Raw genomic sequence first — 5,040 nt, 5'->3', positions numbered from 1 at the left:
CTACCCACGCATCCTCACCCTGTGCCGGGACAAGATGGGATACACCGTGATCAACGCCGTGAAGTCCCCCTGACGGCGGCCGGTCCCACCCCGACTCCCGGGTTTCCGTCGCCGTGCCAAAACCACCCGGCACAGCACCCCATCGCCGGCACGGTGAAGGACCGGGCAGTCATTCACCATGGGTGGCCGACGCCGGTCAGGCAACGGCCGACTCAACCGTCAGGGTTCCTGCAGCGGTGTCGATCGTGGCCTGTGTACCGAGGGGGGTGGTTGGAGGGTGCAAGCCATGTCCGACAGGTGGCCCGCCGAGGGCAGGAACGCCCAAGCGGGTCAACCGGTCCCGCAGGCCGTCGACGATGCCCCAGCCTCCCGGCGTCGGGTCATCGACATCCTGGTCGAAGCCAAGGAACTGGCCGAGCGCAACACCGTGCAGCCCTCCGGATACACCGAAGGCACGGGCACAACGAACCGCATCCCGTCCACCGAGGCGACGCTCTGCAACGCATCGAAGGTGGTGCGTGATCGCGCGTCAGGAGCCGTCGGCGTGCGGGGCCGGGGTGAGTGACAGCGGCCATCTCAGCCGGCCACTGCCAGTCAGTGAGTGCGTAGCCTACGAGCGCCTTCGTGAACCCGCTGCACACAGCCACAGGCCGCCTGATGACCTCCGCTCGTCAAGGCCGCGTGCCGCGTCATCCCACCTCCTTCAGAAGAAGCCGCCGTCGATGGGCAGGGTGCGGCCTGTCATATAAGCGGCGTCGTCGGAGGCGAGGAAGGCGTAGCCGGCGGCAATCTCCTCGGGTCGCGCCAGACGGCCGAGCGCGCCATGCACTGCGATCCACTGGTCCAGGGGCATGGTGCTCCTCAACTGGGGGTGCGGGTAGAGGGCGCCGACTTCGGCGGCCATGTCGGTGGCGGTGCCACCGGGGGCGATGGCGTTGATGGTGATGTCGCGCTGGCCGAGTTCGGCGGACAGGTTGAGGACCATCGCCTCCACGGCTGCTTTGGATGCGGCGTACAGGGTGTGGTGGAACACTGCGCGGGAGGCGCTGATGGAGGAGGTGAGCACGATCCTGCCGCCTGCACCCATGTGGGCGGCGGCGTACTGGGTGGCGAACAGCTGGCCGCGGATGTTGACCGCGAAGACACGGTCGAAGTCGGCTGGGGTGATGTTCTCCAGAGCGTCGAAGTGCTCGATGCCCGCGCAGGATGCCAGGACGTCGAGCTGCCCGAACTCGGCTACGGCCCGCTCGATCAGTGCCTTGGTCTGGTCGGGGTCGGCGACGTCGGCACGCAGTGCGAGGGCGCGGCGGCCGTCCGCGGTGAGTGCGGAGACGAGGGCCTGCGCCGCTTCCTGGTTGCTCCGGTAGCCAATCACGATGGCGGCACCCTCCACGGCCAGCCGCGTGGCGACCGCTGCGCCGATGCCCCGGCTGCCGCCGGTCACCACAGCGACCTTGCCCTCGAAGCGTGAGCTGTGCACTGCTGTCACGAGGCGCCTTCCTTCCGTTGCGAGGATGTGCCGGTGGTCATGGGCCGGGTGCGCCGCCGTCGACGCATCCGGCCCAGCACTCGCGGTCCGTGCGGTCCTCTGAAGCCAGTCATGGGATCACCCTCGCTTCGTCGCCCGCAGGCCGCATCCCCAGCACCGCCCTCTCCCCCGAGGACCAGGCCGCCGTCGACGCGTTCCGCGCGATGCTCACCGCCCTGCGCACCCCGGAACCCTGGACGCCGGGCCGCTGCCAGGACGTCGCTGTGCGGGTCGGCCCGTTCGTGGAGAGGGCCCATCCTCGGCCAGGTGACGACCACGGGCCGGACATCATCGCCGTCGCCCTGCAACATCCTGGCGGTTCATTCGCGCCCTACGGCGCCCGCTACCGGAAGCCGGGCCGGCTGCGCTGCGAGACGGCCGAGATCCTCGGAGTGTGGAACCCGGCCTGCACACCGCTCACCCACGCCGGGGCGAGCCTGGACCCGACGGCATCGGCAGCCGAGTCGTCGTGGGGCGCCGGGCGGCCAATCGGTGAAAGCCACAAGCGGCAGAAGTTCGGAAACCACACCCGACGCCCCTGGGTGGGCCAACCATACGAAGGGCTCGCCCGGTCCCGCAGACGACGTAGGGAAGTTTGATCAGTCTCAACGAAGACCGGCTGGCCTTGGAGTTACACACCTGGCCCGGTCACAGCCCGGGGATCCCGTTTCGCTGCATGTGCAGTTCGGAGCGGACAAGTTCGAGGAGACGGCCCGTCCAGTTGCGGCCTCGGCCGGCGTTGTCACCCCAGAAGGCTGAGTCCATGTCGTCGTAGATCATGGTGGCGTCGTCCGTCGCCAGCAGGATCTCGGCCAGCTCGGGATGCTGATCGTACTTGGCGCGGAGCAGGCTGGTCATGACGGCGGTGCGGATGTGCTCCCAGCCCTCATGGCGAGGTGTCCCAGCCGCGAGCTTGTGTACTGCGGCAGCGGTGTCCGCCGCCGTGATCGCGCTGCGGACCTCCGGCTGAGCGACCGACAGGGCCCAGTAGGCATGGGCGACGGAGGGGTAGACGACCTCCCCGACGGTGATCGGGGCGGGGTAGTCGTTGCGCAGTCCGAACCGGCCGGGATCGGCCACCGGCTTCGTCGGATAAGAGTGGTAGAGCTGGACTGCCGGGGCGTGCGGAGCTGCCGGTCCGTCTGATGGGACACGCGTATGCCGCTCCGTACCCCAGCGGGCGCGCTCCTCGAAGTACGCGAGGGCCCTGTCGTATGCCTCCTGTGAGACCGGCGGGTCACTCGGCAGGTAGGTCCGGCCTCCGGGTCCTGCCACCAGCACCCGCAGTGGCCAGTCTTTGCTGTCCATGTCGCCCAGCGCGTAGCGGCGCTGTGAGACCGGGATGGCCAGGAACGCAGTGTGTGCTGCCGCCCGGTTCTCCGCTGTCCGATCGGCGAGGAAGGCGTCGACGGCGGCCAGGCAACGGCCGGTCGAGTCGGGCCGGCGGTTCAGCTGGTCGATGGTGTCGCGGACTTCGGCGACCAGCAGTTCAGGGGTGAGCCGACTCCGGGGCTCGCTGAACTTCCAGTGCGCCAGATCATGCGCGGATACCTCGGCGCCGTCTGGGAGGATGGTGGCCACCCAGCCGGTCCGGAGCTTCTCTTCGAACTCCTCGATGGTGACCAGGCCCCAGCAGTCGATGAGTCCGTCGGCATAGATGAAGAGGTCGGTGAGGAAGTAGCTGCCGTTACGGATGAAGGCGTGCCGCCAGGTTCCGGGTATGCGGACGCCGTCCGCGGTGCGATAGGTGATCCGGTTGCCAATCATCCCGTGATTGTGTCGCAGTGACCGCCGAGTGGACCTTGATTTTCCCCGGGCCGGATCACCGAATGGTCCGCGCCGGCCGGGACGGGTTCCACGGGTCTCCCACCCGGCGCCCGGCACCTGAAGAAGGTCCTCTCGTACGGGGACAGAACGGGGACACGTTCGCGGCCCTCAGTCGATACAGAACTCGTTGCCCTCGATGTCCAGCATCGGGATGCACGAATCGTTGCCGTCGTACAGCGTTTGCACGTGTACCGCGCCAAGCGGGACCAACCGTGCGCATTCGGCCTCAAGTGCGGCGAGGCGCTCTTCACCCACGAGTCCGGTGCCGACCCGCACATCAAGATGCACCCGGTTCTTGGCGGCCTTCCCCTCGGGGACGCGCTGGAAGTACAGCCGCGGGCCCACACCTGAGGGATCAATGCAGGCGAACCAAGAATCCCGCTGCTCAGGTGGCTGCGAGCCCTTGAAGTCATCCCAGGTGACGAACCCCTCCGGCGGCGGCGGTACGACGTATCCCAACACCTCGCACCAGAAACGTGCGAGGCGCTCGGGTTCTGCGCAGTCGAAGGTCACTTGGAACTTCTTGATCGACGTCATCGAACCACCATATTGGCGCGTGCCGTTCACCGAAATCCCGGGGTCCCACGGCATACGGGTCGAGGTCTCGCGTGACATGAGCAGCGTCAACTGGCTCTGTTCACGAGTTGCGACAGCCGATGTACGCCTCACCGAGCAGCGCGTGGCCGGCGGCGTGTTCGATGTTCATGAGAAATGGGTTCTGGCACAGATCTTGGGGAGTCGTCGCAGAGCGTTACCTCGATGTTCGATTGCGAGGGGACCGGCTGGTGTGAGACGGCGTACGCCGTGTCGTCCGAGGATCGATATTGACGCTCCCTCAGGTGTGTGCCGGCCGCTGCTGCGGGCGGTTGTGGACGGTGATGGTGCTGGTCATGCAGACCGATGCACCGTTCTGGGACTCGCTGGTGTTCGAGGGGATCGACGATGTGGATGTCGAGGCGGTTACGGCCGCGTTCGGCACGGTCGAGGTGGTGGCGAAAGGCCGCGCGGCCGGGGCCGCATGTCCGGACTGCGGCCGCTTCTCGGACCGAGTCCACGACCGTTACCAGCGCAGGCTGAAGGACCTTCCACTCGCTGAGCAGGGCCTGGTGATCCGGCTGACGGTCCGGCGCTTCATCTGCGGATCGGCCGGCTGCCGACGCCGGACGTTCGCCGAACCGTTCTCCCAGCTGGCCGCCCCGCACGCACGGTTCACCACGCGGCTCAACCACGCCCTGGAGCGAGTGGGACTCGCCCTGGCGGGGCGGGCCGGCGCCCGGCTGGCGGCCCAGCTGGGCTTCGGCGCGGGACGGATGACCTTGTTACGCAGGGTCATGGCACTGCCCGATCCGCGGTTCAGCACGCCGCGCGTGCTGGGCGTGGACGACTTCGCGATCCGCCGCGGCCAGACCTACTCCACCGTCTTGACCAGCATCGAAGACCATCGCGTGATCGACGTGCTACCGACCCGTGAAGCCACGCCGCTGGCCGCCTGGCTGATCCGCCATCCCGGCGTGGAGATCATCTGCCGCGACCGGGCGGGCGCCTACGCCGAGGGCGCCCGGCGCGGCGCCCCCGACGCTCTGCAGGTCGCCGACCGGTTCCACTTGTGGCAGGGCCTCGGCCGGGCCGTGGAGACCTGCGTCGCCGCCCACCGCGACTGCTTGCGCACCCGTCGCCCACGGCAT

At 68.3% G+C, this 5,040-nt stretch carries 6 protein-coding genes; 2 read left to right on the top strand and 4 right to left on the bottom strand.

Features of this window, described 5'->3' with window-relative positions:
* Positions 1-196 precede the first annotated feature (196 nt).
* A complete protein-coding gene (locus GA0115254_RS47655; protein WP_370740894.1) occupies positions 197-433 on the bottom strand; it encodes a hypothetical protein in 237 nt (78 codons plus the stop codon).
* Positions 434-703: 270 nt separating this feature from the next.
* Positions 704-1,489 carry an SDR family NAD(P)-dependent oxidoreductase gene (locus tag GA0115254_RS18960; protein ID WP_256102664.1) on the bottom strand — a complete coding sequence of 262 codons (786 nt, stop codon included), beginning with the start codon at positions 1,487-1,489 and terminating at the stop codon, positions 704-706.
* Positions 1,490-1,578: 89 nt separating this feature from the next.
* On the opposite strand from GA0115254_RS18960, the gene GA0115254_RS44550 reads away from it, so the two are divergent.
* Positions 1,579-2,127, top strand: coding sequence for a hypothetical protein (locus tag GA0115254_RS44550; protein ID WP_176740186.1), 549 nt, complete (start codon positions 1,579-1,581; stop codon positions 2,125-2,127).
* Positions 2,128-2,176: 49 nt separating this feature from the next.
* Here GA0115254_RS44550 and GA0115254_RS18950 read toward each other — a convergent pair whose 3' ends face one another.
* Complete coding sequence (locus GA0115254_RS18950) at positions 2,177-3,295, bottom strand: NADAR family protein (RefSeq protein ID WP_093896495.1); 1,119 nt, start codon at positions 3,293-3,295, stop codon at positions 2,177-2,179.
* A 168-nt stretch (positions 3,296-3,463) separates the two neighbouring features.
* On the bottom strand, positions 3,464-3,892 hold the full coding sequence (locus GA0115254_RS18945; RefSeq protein WP_093896494.1) for a VOC family protein: 429 nt from the start codon (positions 3,890-3,892) through the stop codon (positions 3,464-3,466).
* Between the two features lie 353 nt (positions 3,893-4,245).
* Here GA0115254_RS18945 and GA0115254_RS18940 point away from each other — a divergent pair.
* A partial coding sequence (locus tag GA0115254_RS18940) for an ISL3 family transposase (RefSeq protein WP_256102663.1) occupies positions 4,246-5,040 on the top strand: 795 nt, incomplete at its 3' end.

This window comes from Streptomyces sp. Ncost-T10-10d (assembly GCF_900091955.1).
In the GTDB taxonomy this organism is placed as follows: Bacteria; Actinomycetota; Actinomycetes; order Streptomycetales; family Streptomycetaceae; genus Streptomyces.
Note: the sequence above shows the minus strand (reverse complement) of the source record. Positions and strands in the feature narration are given on the sequence as shown.